The 13942-nt window shown below is 59.7% G+C and carries 10 protein-coding genes; 2 read left to right on the forward strand and 8 right to left on the reverse strand.

What is annotated here, in order from left to right; translation table 11 throughout:
• Positions 1-340: 340 nt before the first annotated feature.
• Positions 341-496 carry a hypothetical protein gene (locus PYK22_RS17540; protein WP_157770755.1) on the forward strand — a complete coding sequence of 52 codons (156 nt, stop codon included), beginning with the start codon at positions 341-343 and terminating at the stop codon, positions 494-496.
• A gap of 27 nt (positions 497-523) precedes the next feature.
• On the opposite strand, the gene PYK22_RS08005 is transcribed toward PYK22_RS17540, so the two are convergent.
• From PYK22_RS08005 to PYK22_RS08035, 7 genes are all read right to left on the reverse strand, one after another.
• The gene (locus PYK22_RS08005) at positions 524-1543 is read right to left on the reverse strand and encodes a TerC family protein (protein ID WP_211197645.1); all 1020 of its coding nucleotides are present in this window, start codon (positions 1541-1543) and stop codon (positions 524-526) included.
• Positions 1544-2161: 618 nt separating this feature from the next.
• Positions 2162-3982 carry a hypothetical protein gene (locus tag PYK22_RS08010; protein ID WP_041975964.1) on the reverse strand — a complete coding sequence of 607 codons (1821 nt, stop codon included), beginning with the start codon at positions 3980-3982 and terminating at the stop codon, positions 2162-2164.
• 104 nt (positions 3983-4086) lie between these two features.
• The gene (locus tag PYK22_RS08015) at positions 4087-4686 is read right to left on the reverse strand and encodes a hypothetical protein (RefSeq protein WP_041975965.1); all 600 of its coding nucleotides are present in this window, start codon (positions 4684-4686) and stop codon (positions 4087-4089) included.
• A gap of 131 nt (positions 4687-4817) precedes the next feature.
• On the reverse strand, positions 4818-5483 hold the full coding sequence (locus tag PYK22_RS08020; protein WP_041975967.1) for a Crp/Fnr family transcriptional regulator: 666 nt from the start codon (positions 5481-5483) through the stop codon (positions 4818-4820).
• A gap of 40 nt (positions 5484-5523) precedes the next feature.
• Positions 5524-10200, reverse strand: a complete 4677-nt coding sequence (locus PYK22_RS16580; protein WP_060635465.1) for a lamin tail domain-containing protein — start codon at positions 10198-10200, stop codon at positions 5524-5526.
• A gap of 306 nt (positions 10201-10506) precedes the next feature.
• A complete protein-coding gene (locus tag PYK22_RS08030) occupies positions 10507-10761 on the reverse strand; it encodes a hypothetical protein (protein ID WP_041975969.1) in 255 nt (84 codons plus the stop codon).
• A gap of 499 nt (positions 10762-11260) precedes the next feature.
• Positions 11261-11569, reverse strand: coding sequence for an HU family DNA-binding protein (locus PYK22_RS08035; RefSeq protein ID WP_041975970.1), 309 nt, complete (start codon positions 11567-11569; stop codon positions 11261-11263).
• Between the two features lie 556 nt (positions 11570-12125).
• On the opposite strand from PYK22_RS08035, the gene PYK22_RS08040 reads away from it, so the two are divergent.
• Positions 12126-12350: a DUF1427 family protein gene (locus PYK22_RS08040; RefSeq protein ID WP_211197646.1), complete on the forward strand. Its 225-nt coding sequence runs from the start codon at positions 12126-12128 to the stop codon at positions 12348-12350.
• A gap of 42 nt (positions 12351-12392) precedes the next feature.
• Here the strand turns inward: PYK22_RS08040 and PYK22_RS08045 are convergent, their stop codons facing one another.
• Entirely contained in the window at positions 12393-13742 is a 1350-nt protein-coding gene (locus PYK22_RS08045; RefSeq protein WP_041975974.1) for an adenylosuccinate synthase, read from the reverse strand.
• Between the last annotated feature and the right edge of the window lie 200 nt (positions 13743-13942).

Here is a 13942-nt window from a genome sequence, read left to right on the forward strand (position 1 = left end):
TCAATCTCATCAAGTGAGCGGGCCAACGCATCCGAACGTTTGACGCGCACCTCGATGCGACGAAACGCCTCTTCTTGGGCCGAAGATAAGGCGGGAAAGGTAAGCGGCAAAAGGCCGATAATGTTAGGTAAGTCGCGCTTGCTCGCTCAAATAATCGTTGTAAGCGGGGAAGGTAAGCTGAAAGGGGCTGATAATGTTAGATCACATCAAGGGGAACCAATCGGACTCTCCGACGCGCGCGCGTTGCGTATCCCCATCGGCGCGGCGACCGCTGCCCCGTTCAACCCTTATGTGCAGATGATCGAAGCATTGCGCCGCTTTTCAAGGCACGGGCGCGCCCGTGAGCATCGCGCCTTTCTTGCGCGAGATCGGCGCCTCGCTGCAACGTCAACTCGCCATCACCTATCTTTCGACGCACTCGAATCGAGGCTTTCACCGAATAGGGATCCGGGCGGAGGGCCTCGAATTGCGCTATCCGCCCGGTTACACCAGATAGGTTGCTTCCGGCGCCTGAGCGCTTGCGTCACGCTTCGTCCGCGCGGCGTTTGGGAAACGCGAGCGACAATCCGACCGACGCCACGATGACGGCGAGGATGATGCCGAGCGACCACTGAATGGGGAGCTTGCCGCCGTAAAAGTCGTTGAGCCAAGCCATCTTGAGCCCGACGAAGATGAGCACCGCGGCCAACCCGTAGCGGAGCAAGTGGAACTTGTCGACGGCGCCAGCGAGCAGAAAGTACATCGCGCGCAGACCCAGAATGGCGAAGACGTTCGAGGTGAAGACGATCAGCGGTTCGTCCGTCAAGGCGTAGATGGCCGGCACCGAATCGACGGCGAAGATGATGTCGCTCGTTTCAACAAAGAGCAGCGCGATGAAGAGCGGCGTCGCGTGCCAGACGCCGTTCAGTTTGACGAAGAAGCTCTGCCCGTGAAATTCCGGGGTGATGGGAAACAAGCGGCGAAAGAGCTTGATTATGGGATTGCCGCTCGGATCGATGCCTTTGTCCGGCGCAAAGAGCATCTTGATTCCGGTGAAGATGAGGAACAGTCCGAATAGCACCACGATCCAGTGGTACTGCAGCAACACGGCTCCGAGCGCGATGAAGATGGCGCGAAAAACGAGCGCTCCGATGATGCCGTAAAAAAGGATGCGGTGCTGGTATTTCGCCGGGATCGCGAAATAGCTGAAGACCAGCACGAAGACGAAGATGTTGTCAACGGAGAGCGATTTTTCGACGATGTACCCGGTGAGAAATTCGAGCGCCGTTTGCCAAGCGGCCGCTTGCGGATCGAAACCGGGGATGGACATCAAGCGCGCATCTTGCGCAAACTTCCAGAGCGCATAGCGGTAGAGAAGAAGATTGAACGCCAGCGCCAGCGCCACCCAAACGATGCTCCAGATGGTCGCCTCGCGGAATGAGACCTCGTGCGCTTGGCGGTGAAAGACGCCGAGGTCGAGCGCGAGCAGGAAAAGCACGAAGCCGACAAATGCGGCATAGAACCACCAGTATTCGACGAACGGGAAAAGCTCTACAGTCATCATCTGTTAATTCGGTCCTTTCGCTTTCGTCTCTGACGTCGAGGCCGATTGGCCTTCGGTCCAACGAGCGCGCGAAAAGACGAAAGACCTTTTGCGCGCTCGTCGCGCGGCAAAAGGTCTTGATCGTCGAACCCTACTGGTTCTTACCGGTAGGCCGGATCGCGCATTGGCGACCGTCTTGACGACCTTACCGGACCACCTTGCGGGGTGATCTACTCCCCTTTTGGGCGAAGCAGAGATTCTACGGAGCGACGCCAGGTGGGTCAAGCTTTTCGCGCCGCGGACGGTGAGACGACCGGTTTCGGCGAAAGCCGACGTCCTCGCTCGGTTAGCTCGATCTCGCGGTTCAGCCCGCTACTCTGCAACCTTCACGCGCACGAACCTAGTTGGTCGCTTGACGCGCACTTCGATGCAGCGAGACTCATACGAGTACGCCCTATACAAGGTTTCAATCCCACGCTTGACGCGCACTTCGATGCAGCGAGACGCCACTTCTTGGATTGCCGAGAAAGCAGCGAGAGGGCAAAAAAGATGACGTTGGCCGCGGCAACGCCTTGCCGACGACGATCATGCTGGCCTCGCTTGAAAGAAACTGTTCAGAGCGCTCGTCGGTTCTGTCGATCATCCCTTTTTCAGTTGACTCGCTGCGACTGCAAGCAACGACAGTGATCTTTGTTGCTCGTCTTTGATGTTCCTCGCTAAACTGGTCGCTTGGTACAGATCATCGAGCGCAAGTTGCGCAAACAGCGCGGCCAAGCTCAAGCTCGGCGCCTTCAATTTGTAGATCGAGATTTCGTCATCGGTCTTCGTCAGAATCGAGATTTCGGGCTCGACCTTGAAGAAGGTTGCCGCGTTAGCCGTTTCCACCGCTTCGGCGGCGATCTGCCAAGCCCGCAGTTTGTCATAACCGAAGTAGGCGTTAGCGATCGCGCTCAGGGCCGGAGCTTTCCATTGTTCCTCGCGGCTCGCTTTGCGCGCTTCGGCGAGGGCCATCTCCAGCAGTTCGCGCGCTTCCAGTCCTCTCTCTTTGCCGAGCAGCGTCGCGATCTCGGTCAGGAACCAGATTCGATGTAGTGGCGCGATGTTGGCTTTCCTGAGCAGTTCCATCGCCTTGTCGGGCTGGCGTTGTTCGATGAGTTTGCTGATGAGCGCCACCTCGACGAAAGCCAATATCTGTTCCTTCAAAGAAGGATCGGAGATCTGTTCCGCGAGCTCGCGAGCCTTCAGCTCTCCTTTCATCGCGGCGGCACGCGCCGCCCGCGAGCGGGCAAGATCAGCCGCGCGAACGCCGTCGGTTTCGGTGGAGTTCGCGTCGCTCTCCGGTTTGATCCCTTCTTCAGCGAACTGTTCCGTTCTTTCGCGCGCGCTCGACGATGCGTTCTGCGCAAGCAGGTTCATTTGCGCTTGCACGGCGGGGAGTTTGTCGGGCAGATATTGCTGGAAGAAAGGTAGCAGCCGTCGGAGCGCGAAGAAAGCGCTGGAGATCTCGGCGGTCGTCATCGTTTGCGGCGGGCGCAAGAGGATTTGCGCTGCGGCCAGCAGAAAGTCGCGCCGCAATCCTTCGGGTATGTTCCAGTTCTCCTGCGGACGGTCGAGTTTCTGGACGATTGTGCCGTTGGCGGTCACCGCCGCGAGCACGTTGGGAGTGAAGACATAAGAAGAGAGCAGAGAGAGCGAAGCGGCATCCGCCATCGGATCGGACAGAAGCCTTTTGACGAGCGCTGAAAAGCGCGCATCCGCGGCGGCTGGCGCAGCCTTTCGCAGCGCGATCAAGAAGATCACGCCTTGCATTGTCGGTCTGGTCAAGGCCGGATCGGCAACCGCCACGGCACGCTCGGTCTCGCCCTTCTCCAGCAGATACAGGGCCAGCTCCAGCCTTCGCTCGGTCGCCAAGTCGGGATCGGTCGGATCGAAACTTCTATTACTCTGCTCCTCTTCTTCCGGGGTTTTGTTCTCTAGGCTCGCGAGCAATTCTTCGGCCAGTTTTCTGTCGCGCAGCGCAACCGCTTGCAGGATCTCACCGCGCAAGTTGGGCGGCAGCGGAATGAAGCCGATCTTGCTTTCTCCGGAGAAGAACTTCTTTTTCTTCTCTTCGATCGCCTGCCGCTCGGCATCTTCGATCTCGGTCGCCATCTTCCAAGCTCGACGGAAGATGGCCCGTGATCTTTCCGGATCGGCTTCCCATAGCAGATCGGCAGCCTTAATTTGCACGCGGACGCCGATAACGCGATCCTCGTATTTCACCGCTTCGTCCGCCAGCGAGACGATCAGTGAAAGCGCGAAATCGCGCTTGGCGCGTCGTTCGAGTTCCTGCGCAGAAGGAGGAGCCTTCTGCCTTTCGGCGGATCGAGGGGGCTGCTTCGGGGTGGCGGTCGTTTGACCGAGCGCGACTTGGGCAAGAGGGGAGAAGATCGCTGCCATGATCAGATACCAAACGCGCATCGTTTTCTGCTCTCTTGAGCGGGTCCAAGTGGACCGAAATATGGGAAGGCGGTTCTCCGTTGTTCGTAAATTTTACCCGATCTCCTGGAAGAAATAGCAAAAGATTATCTGCCAATCACGCAGACTATTCCGCAGTCTCCATACCTTATACACCTGTTAGGGTCTGGGCAGCATACTGTGTTGCCATACGAGCCGCAACCGGGAATTTGGACGGTAGCCGAAATCTTCTCAAACGGATCGTCGGCGTAGTTCCTTCTAGCCCCAACGATTTTGAGCATTAACGGCGCTTCGTTCGCCTTTCTCTTTAGACCAATGAGCTGAGAAAGATCGAGCGTTTCGCCGCGATTAAGCACGCGAGAAAAAAGAAGTCTCCTCGGAAGCGTATTCAAATCCGAGCAACGCTCGACTTTGCCAATATCGCCGAAGATGGCTGAAACTTCTACTCTGACGCCGTCGCTCTCAGCTATAGGCAGAATCTCCAATCCTGATACTTTCTCGGAGTTTAGTTCACCTTTTTCGACTCTGATGATTCCAATCAGCTTTTTGTCTCCTGTAGCAGCAGGAAGATAGAAGGCGTTAGCGAGATTGATTTCGATGCCCAATGGGCGATGGTCTTGCCTATTTGCAGGGTCTTGCGCTTTCGACCATCCGATAACGAACAGAAGCGCAACCAGTAGCGACGCAAGCAGCCTTCTGATCGCCATTTTCAACACCTCCCGTGGATTCAGAGATTCTCTCGCCAGTGAGCTTCTTACACCGATGCTTTTCTCCGGTCATTGCACTGGTACAAGTCCGTTTTTGATCTAGTGCAATTCGCCGCATGCGCCGCTGGTTTTCAAAGACCCGGAACTTCCTGATGCCAGAGTCTCTGCGGATCGAAGACGACGATCCAGCCCATTCTCCTTTGAATGAGGCCCTGTTGCTCCAACCTTTTGAGCATCCGGCTGAGATAAGAGGGCGTCACCGCGATCAACTGCGCTATCTCCTCTTGTTTCAAGGGAAATTGAAGGCGAATGCCGCGAGACGTCTCGATGCTCTCCGTCTGTGAGATTAGGTCCCAAAGCAATTGTTCGAGCCGTTGTTGAGCCGTACATTGACTCAGTTGAATCGTGCGGTCAATCTGCTCGTAGACTTCGCGGCTGAGCATCTCAAGAAGGTAACGCGAGATGGCGACATTGGTCTCGATGAGCCGGAGCAAGAGCCTGGCGGGGATCGGGCGCAATCGGCATTCCGTCGCGGTGATGGCCGTCACCGGAGATGGCAGCCGCAGAATCACCGATGCGGCGCCGAGCACCCAGCCCGGAAAGCGCAACGCGACAGTCACTTCTTGTCCGCGATCGCCGAAACGGACGAGTCGGATCAAGCCTTGTTCGATCAAGTAGGTTTCGTTGACCGCCGACGCTTGCCCGAAAAGTTCCGTTCCAGCGCGATACCTTTGCGCTGGCTTCACCCCTTCAACCGCACGCCAAATCCTCAAAAATTCGAGCTTCTTCGCTGGCATGGCGAGGGCTCCTGCGTTTCGGCTCGTTGGATGAGCGAATTTACGGGATTGTTGGATTGGCGCGTTTCGGCGAGACGTTCGATGTCGAACCGTTGCGCCGAAAATCGCGCGCGTTGTCGTTCGTATCGGCACCATCGGGGCTGCGTATGAGATCATTGGTCGCGCCGCTCGTGAACGCGAAGATCGCCCCTTCGCCGTAAGAGTTGAACGGCGCGGCGGGCGGCGAGCTGCCGCCTTGATAAGCGAAACCATCGAGTTTCGTGCCGCCGATTTCGATCTTGATGGCGCCGGTCGTTCCGTTCAGGTCCAGATTGCCCGCGCCCGCGTTGTAATCAGCCGCGACGCCGAAAGTCTCCGCGCCGTTGACGACGAGGAAGTAGCTGCGCGGTCCGATGATGACCGTGCCGCTGCCGACGCTGCCGGGAAGCTGCACGGTCGCAGGCGCGTTGCCCGCGCCGCTCGATCGGAAGGTGATCGTCAAACCGCTGATGTCGAGCGGTTGGTCCGTCTTGTTGAGCAGTTCGATGAAATCGTTCCGCGTTTCAGCGGTCGAAGAAGAGAACGCGACCAACGCTTCGTTGATGACGATTTGGCCTGGAGCAGGAACCGCTGGGCCAGCAGCGCGCACCGTCAGCGCGGACGAGTCCTCGAGCACCGCGCCGTCGTCCGGGCGAGTGTAACGCGCGACGACGTTCACGCTTCCGACGCGATCTGCGCGCACAGTGATGGTGTCGGCGGTTTGCGCGATGACGGTCGCGACGCCCGCCGGTTGCGCGTCGCGCAGACTGAAATCGAACGCGATGCCGGGAACTTCGCGCCCTTGCGCGTCGCGCGCCGTCGCCGTGAAGGTGACGCTGTTGCCGATGCCGACTGTCGCCGCGTCGGGGTTGAGATCGACGCTGGCGACCACAGGGGTGATCGTCAAAGTCGCTACCGCCTCTTGACCGCCCGCACGCGCGCGAATCGTCACCGTGCCAGCAGCGAGCGCCGTCGCGGTCGTGCTCGGACCAGCGGTCGGCGCGAGATCCGCTCGATTTGCGTCGCTCGCGCTCCAGATGAACGAGACATTCGAAAGCTCTCTCTCCGCGCCGTTCGCGACCGTGAAAGCGCGCGCCATGAAAGTCGCGCTTTGGCCGGTGCGTGCGGAAGCGGAAGCAGGGATGATTTCGATGCGCGCGATCGGCGGTGAGCCGAAAGGCGTCCCATCAGCGCGCGTGCCCGGCGAAAAGAGGCGGCCTTGCGCGTTGACCGCATTAGCGTGCGCGGTGAGTTCGCCGCCTGCCGAATCGATGCTCGCATCGGGCGAGCGCGTGAGCGATTGATCGGATGGCGCGACTGGCCCACCGCTCGACCCGTAGCTTTGCGAAGCGACCGTCACGTCTGCGCCGCCAACTCGCAAGCGGACGTGCACCGCATCGCCGCCGTCGTTCAAGCCGAGCGAGTTAGCCGTGAAGATGAGCGCGCCGCCGAAAGCCGGATCGTTCCTCGGCGCTGCGCCGCCGCCAAAGATCACCGCGGCGCGTCCGGCATCGAGCCGCGTGTTCGCCGGGAAAGTGAAGCGCGTGGCGGTTGAATCGGAGATCGTGACGTTCGAGATGTCGACCGGCTCGCTCGACGCGTTCACAAGTTCGATGAATTCGTCATCGGCGCTGTTGCGCGTGCCGTCGCGGTTCGCATCGCCTTCGATGTTGCGCGTCGCCGGATCGTCGGGTGGAACGTCGGCCAGAATCTCGTTGATGACGAGCGGAAGACGGACTTCGAGCGTCGCTTCGTCCGAGATTGTGCCGCCCATACCATCGGGCGCGCTCACGCGCACTTTCACGCGCCCGACACCGACGCCGCGCGCCTCGCCTTGCGTGTTCGCCGTCGCAATCTCGGCATCGGTGGTGGACCAGTCGAAACGCACGCCGGTGATCTCTTCGCCCCGTTCATTGAAAGCGCGCGCCGCGAACTGCCGAACGTTTCCGCGATTGACGCTCGCTTGTTTCGGTTCGATCTCGAGACGTGTGACGCGCGGCGGAGCGGGCGCGACCGAGACCGTCGCTGCGCGCGTGATGGTCGTCGCGCCATCGCTTGCCGTGAGCGCGAGTTGCGCCGTCCCAGCGCGAAGCGCGCGCACGGTGGCCGTCGCTTCCGCCCCGACGACGTTGACCGCGGTGACGGTCGCGATCGCGTCATCGCTCGATGCGAAAGCGAAACTGGCGCGTTCGAAGGGGCGTCCGTACTGGTCCAGCGCGCGCGCCGTCAAAGTCGCCGTCTGCCCTTCGACGAGGGCGAGCGCGGGTGGTTCGAGGCTCACGCTCGCTAGGCTCGCGGCGCGCGCGATGAAGAACGAACCGTCGGCGCGCGTGCCGGGCGAAAAGCGCCTTCCCGCCGCTCCTTGCGCCGAAAGGTGGCGCACGAACGCGCCCGCGATATCGGGCGAGCGCGTGACCGATTGGTTGATGCCGCTTCCGGCGAAATCATCCTGCGGCGTGCCGTAGGCGAACTCGTCGATGATGGCGCCGGTTGCGTCGCGCACGGTGATGAGCGCGCCGCTGTTGTTGAGCGACAGGTTGCCCGCAGATGCGGCGACGACTTGCGCGCCGCCGAAGGCAGGGTTGCGCGCATCGAAATTGCCGCCGCCGAAGACGACGATGGCATCGCCCGCCGCGAGTTGCGTCCCAGCGGCGAACACGTGGCGCACGCTCGCCCGCGCGTCGCCAGCGGCGCGCACTTCTACGGTCCAATTGCTCAGATCGAGCGCGTCGCCCGACGCGTTGACGAGTTCGATGAATTCGTCATCGCTGCCGCTGCGCACGCCGTCGCGATTGGCGTCGCCTAGCGCGCCATCCGGCGGATCGAAAAGCACTTCGTTGATGACGAGCGCGGATCGTCTCGCGCCGGAGAAGGTGATGGTCGCGCGGTTGCTATTTCGCCCGTCGGCAACGATTTCCACCGTCGCTGGTCCAGCGGGTCGCGCGTCGAGCGCGACGTTTATCTGGTCCAATCCGGGAAGGCTTGGGACGGGAACGAGGGTCTCGATCGGCGCGGGCCGTCCGTTCAAGAGGACGGCGAACGATCCGGCGCGTCGCACGCCGGTCGCAAATATCGCCAGCCGCCGCGTCATCGGTCCGAAGGGGGAGCGCAAGAAGGTATCGGCATCGAGCGCGATCGCTTCGCCACTCCGATCCGTGAACAGGGCGGGAAGCGTGCGGATGATGTTTGCCATGACGCGCGTTTGAAAGCCGTCTGGATTGGTGACGACGATCTCTGCCGGACCGATCTCGGTTTCGGCGGGCACGTGAAAGTTCACCTGCGTCGGCGAGACGTAAAAGAGCTGCGCCGGTCGCCCGTTGACCGTGACGGTCACGCCGCCTAAGTTCAACGGGAAAGATCCGTCCGGTTGGCGTTGCGCTTGCAGGGCGTCGAAAGCGAAATTGTTCCCGGTGGCGATGGCGATGGAATCCGGCGCGAGCAGATTGACTGGACCGCTGCCGAGCAGCGGCGCGCTCGTGATCGTTGCATCGGTCGAAAAGGGCGGGCGCGCCGGAAGCGTGGCCGTGTAGATTTCGCTGTTATTCGCCAACGCAGCATCGGACACTGGACCGGAGAGGAGGCGCGCGAAATTGAAAGCGATGATGGTGCCGTCATCGCTCAGAGATGAAATGACTTCGGCGGCGGCGCCGGACGGCGCGCGCGTGACGGGGAACGCGCTTCGCGTCGGAAGGTCATAGACGTAGAGCTCCACGCTCCCATCCGAATTGAATCCGCCGAAGTTGCGCCGCGTCGCGAAAGCGATGCGCGATCCATCGCCGCTGATGGTCGCATTGAACGGGACATCGTTTTGGCGTGCGGTCAAAGAGGTGATCTGGCGCGTCAATCGATTGCGCCCGTCGAAAAGAAAGACTTGCGTCGCGCTGCCCATTCGAGCTTCATAGACCATGCGCCGCCCGTCGTCGCTGATGGCGCGTCCGCGCGTGAGCGCGAGCCCTTCGAGGTTGGCGGCGATCGTCTCTTCTTCGCCGCTGGCGAGATCACGAAGCACGAGATCGCATGCCGCGGCGCTCGTGCCTTGCGGGGCGAGATCGCGCACGTAGGCGAGATGCGATCCGTCGCCGCTCAATTTCGGTTCGAGCGAGCCGCGGACGCCCGCCGTGTTTGTTAGCTGCGAGAGGCTTTGCGTCGCCGCGTCGTAGATGAAGATCTCGAAGTTCATGTCCGGATTTTGGCCGGTCAGATCGCGGTTGGAATAAAAAGCGATGAGCCGCCCGTCGTCCGAGATTGAAGGGGCGAAACAGCCTTCTTGCGTGCGGCGCGAAACGTCTGTTGGCGATGTGTGGGTGATTTGGCGAAGTTGTGAACCGTCAAATAGAAAGATCTCCAGATTGCGATCCCTGTTTTGGCCCAGCGGATCATCAGCGGTCGAAAATGCCACGCGCCGCCCGTCCTCTGAAACCGCCGGAGTGAAAGCGCGCGTGGCGGCTATCTGACTGAAGGCGCCGTTCGCGCGTATGACGCGAAAACTTGGCGGACCGCCAGCGCCAGCGATATCCGCGGACGATTCGAAGACGATCGTCTTCCCGTCACCGCTCAACGTCGGGTTGAGGTTGAGAGCCGTTTCCGGAGTCGAAGTGACGCGCCGTATCGCGATCTCGGTTTTGAACTCCAAAGTTGGCGTCTGTTGGAAGCTGGCCCACAATAGGACAAAGATGAGGAAAGGTCCGATGTGAGGCATGGACTGATCTCCTTTCGACCCATGGCGGAAGGCGATACCCGACCCGGGCTTCGGCGAGTGTCGCCTGCTGATCCCCTTTCGACTCGTAGCGCGGAAGGCGATGCCTTGCGCTCTCCGGTGAAGATGCGCCGCCCATTCTAGCTCTTTTTCGCGCGAAGGCAAGAGACTTCTGCCGCGGAAAAGGAGGATGGCTGCTTGTTGTTTAGAGCGGGCCTAAGCGCTGGGTGGTGGAAAATGATAAGGGGTGCAAAACGTTTTGCACCCCTTAACGGTTCCGAATGGATGATTGCACGGAAAGAATAGTCGTTATGCCGCGTAACGGTCATCCAGAGTTTCGGCGAAAACGCGCCGGCCATTCAAGGCATCGTCGATGATCTCGCGCACTGCGGCTACGTCCGGATTGACGTCCATCCGATCGCAGGCGCGCAGATGACGAAGGATCCCTTCCGTCGCGATTTCGCGCGCGACTCCGGTTAGCTTGGCATAACGACGGGCTTGGATATGATCTATCTTCTTCAATCGCTCTTCGAGCGAGATAGCAGTTGCTGCACCGATGCTCATTTTTGCTCCTTCCTCAAGAGTTTGAGTTCTGCCGCTTCTAAGAAGCGGCGATGGTCTAGATCTTCGAGATAAAGATAGATGCATGAAATCCGCTTCGGGATGTGTTTCCGTTGCGATTCCACAAAAAATCGCGCAATCCGACCGCACATTGGGGATTGGAAGCGCACCCAGATGTTTCGGGGGATTGCAGAAAACACTAAATGCTAGCAGAAAGTCGGCGAAAATGCTAGAGGAAAAAGCCTCTTTTTTCACCCGACCCCCTCCTTGAGGTGGGCTAAGTTATTGGTGGTTTGAGATTTTTCCCTTTGCCGGCGGGGCGGGAGGGTAATTTGTCTAGGTTCAAAACAATTCCCGCTCGCTTTGGTGTTGGCGTGATTCGGTCTATTGATGTGCTTAGGTGAGGAGATGTTCGAGGGAAGCTCGGTATCGCGCGAATTAGCGCGCCATTCTCCCTCGATTCGCTCCGAGGGAGGATGGCGCGCTTTATGTGTTGTTCGTCCTATTTTTTCGGCACCACGGCGTCTTTCATCGCCTTGCCGATACGAAACTTAAGCGTCGTCTTGGCAGGGATGTGGATCGGCTCACCGGTCTGCGGGTTCCGCCCTTCGCGCGCCTTGCGTTGCGACAGGACGAGTTTGCCGAATCCCGGCAGAACGAATTCGCCGCTGCGCTTGACCTCGCGCGTCGCCAAGTCGGCCAACTCTTGGAAGAAGGCCTTCGCCTCGGCGCGCTTCATCTCGAACTTCTCGGCGAAGTGGTTGATGATCTCGGATTGAGTCATGCGCTTCTTAGCTGCTTTGGTCGCCATCTTTGGTCTTCTTTACCTCCAGTGGATTCGTAAAGTTTCAGAGTAAAACTTGCGAGAAGGACATATACCATAAGGGAGGCTCGCGCGTCTCGGAAAAACGTGCAAAAAAGCCGAAAATTTGCAAAAAAATCTCTCCGCCCTGTCGATCGGGGAGCAGCCCCGGGCTTCGTCCGGCCAATTCACGCAAAGGGGATCGAAAACGACCTTCACTGTCGCCGGTAAGCGGATTGGGTTTCTCAAAGTGGGGCGGGGCGCGGCGCAGGATCGAAAACGACCTTTGCCGTCGCCGGTAGACGGAAGATAACAAGCTCTCGCGCGCCCTCTGCGAGATTGAAAATGACCCTTGCTGTCGATAGGGCGATCTTCGAGCTTACCGGCCTCATGACGTGGCGTTTGATCTGATATACTGCTCTTGCGTGCGCTTTGCCTCATTGGGAAGCGTGGGGCGCGTGTGCGGCGTGTGGGCGATGGCCGATCCTTGCCCCTGCGCGTCGCGACGGCGTTAGGGTAGTTTGCGCGCTCGCTTGAAGGAGAGTCAAATTCGAATATGATCAAGATGATCATCGCACTGGTTATCGGATTTCTGATCGGGGCTGCATGTCGCTGGTTCGATATTCCCGTTCCGGCGCCGCCGCAACTTCTCGGCGTCTTCCTGATCATGTCGATTACGGTCGGCTATTTGCTCACCGATAAGTTCATCGCTGCGCGTGCGGCGGCCAGATCGGCCATGCGGGGCGCAGATCGGATCGAGCTCTCGACGAAAGAGCATAATAGGAACTGATCGCAGTTCATCGCCATTGGCGCGGGCTTTCAATCGGGCATCTCAAGCGCCCAACCAGGAAGCGAGCGCGGAGTCTCGGGTGATGATAGTCTGATTGCGTTCTGGCCCGGTTGAGATGAGGCCGATCGGGACGCCGACTTCATCTTCGAGGAAGGCGATATATTGCCGGGCCCTTTCGGGCAACTCTTCCCAGTTGGTTACGCCGAGCGTGGACGTTTGCCAACCCGGAAGCGTCGTATAGATCGGTTCGACGCGCCGCAGATCCTGTGCGACGGCGGGGAAGGAGTCGAGTTCGCGGCCATCGAGTCTGTATCCGATGCACACTTTGATCTTATCGAGCGCATCGAGGACGTCGAGTTTCGTCAGAGCGATGGTCGTAAATCCGTTGATCTCTGCGGCGTAACGGGTAGCGAAAGCGTCGAACCAGCCGCACCGACGCGGGCGCCCCGTCGAGGCTCCGTATTCGCGCCCTCTTTCACGGATCAGGTTGCCGATCGCCATCTCTTCGCCCACCATCTCGGTGGGGAAAGGGCCTTCGCCGACGCGCGTCGTGTAAGTTCGAACGATGCCGAGCACGCCCGTAATGCGATGTGGCGCTAGGCCCGAACCGATGCATGCGCCACCTGCTGTCGTGCTCGACGATGTGACGAAAGGATAGGTCCCGTGATCGACGTCGAGCAGCGTCGCCTGTGCGCCTTCGAGCAGAATCGAACGCCCTTCGCGCGCGGCGCGATTAAGGAAGGCGGTCGTATCGGTGACAAATGGCGCCAGATGTTGCACGGCGCGCCAAGTCTCTTCGAAGACTTGATCGGCGCTCATCGCTTGGCGGCCATATGCGACGATGATGCGGTTCGCATCTTCGAGGTTGCGCTCGATGCGCGCGCGCAGCACCTCTGGATTCAAGGCATCGGCGGTGCGTATGCCGCGCCGCCCGGCTTTGTCCTCATAGGCTGGCCCGATGCCGCGCAGCGTCGTCCCGACCCGTTCATTACCGAGCCGCTCTTCACTCGTGTGGTCCAACACGCGGTGGTACGGGAGGATCAGATGAGCCCTGGAGCTGACGAGAACCCTTTCAGGCGTCACCTTCAACCCTTGAGCGCGCAGCCTTTCGGCCTCTTCGAAGAAGGCTTGCGGATCGATGACCATCCCGTTGCCCAGCACGCAGGTTTTATCGGGATGGACGATCCCCGAAGGCAGAAGGTGGAGGACGTATGAGCGCGATCCGATCTGAACCGAATGACCGGCGTTATGGCCGCCCTGGTAGCGGACGACGATGTCGAAACGCTCGGCCAGCAGATCTACTATTTTGCCTTTCCCTTCGTCGCCCCATTGGGCGCCGACGACGACGATGATGCGCGATCCGTTTTCGGGAGGGCGAGCGGCTCTTTTCATCTATGACTCCAAAGAAGATCTATTCATCAGTTCGACTTGGACCGGACGTTCGACGAAGTGGTAGCTACATCTGCCGCGCACTTCCTCTAAGTCGCGCCAATCGATCGGGAACAGGCGGCATTGGTTGGGCCGATCGCTGTAGATCCCGCAGCTTGTCGTCCCATCCGCATGGCGGCGCAAGAAGGGACATTTGAAAAGGA

The sequence above is a fragment of the Pyrinomonas methylaliphatogenes genome (assembly GCF_000820845.2).
GTDB classification, from domain to species: Bacteria; Acidobacteriota; Blastocatellia; order Pyrinomonadales; family Pyrinomonadaceae; genus Pyrinomonas; species Pyrinomonas methylaliphatogenes.